A 231-nucleotide genomic window follows, 5' to 3' on the forward strand; every position below is an offset into this window, starting at 1 on the left:
CCAGGCGCGACGCCAGCGTTCCACCGACCGCACACTCACCCGCAGGTCCTTCGCGATCACCGCGGTCTTCTCACCCGCCGCGAATCCCTCGCCGGCTTGCAGCCGGACCCCCTCACGAAAAGCCCGACGCTCAGCGGTCAGGCCCCCACCCTTCGGATAACGCATACCACCGGGATACCGCAAGGATCATGAACCGTCACCACCCGACGACAACCCGCAAAGCTCAGTAAC

Annotated in this window: 1 protein-coding gene; it reads right to left on the reverse strand. The window is 65.8% G+C overall.

Going from position 1 to position 231, the window contains the following annotated elements; translation table 11 throughout:
* On the reverse strand, window positions 1-165 hold a 165-nt coding region (locus IF89_RS49555), incomplete at its 3' end, for a helix-turn-helix domain-containing protein (RefSeq protein ID WP_324605419.1).
* Window positions 166-231: the final 66 nt, after the last annotated feature.

It is taken from the genome of Streptomyces sp. NRRL F-2664 (assembly GCF_000719345.1).
Lineage (GTDB): Bacteria > Actinomycetota > Actinomycetes > Streptomycetales > Streptomycetaceae > Streptomyces.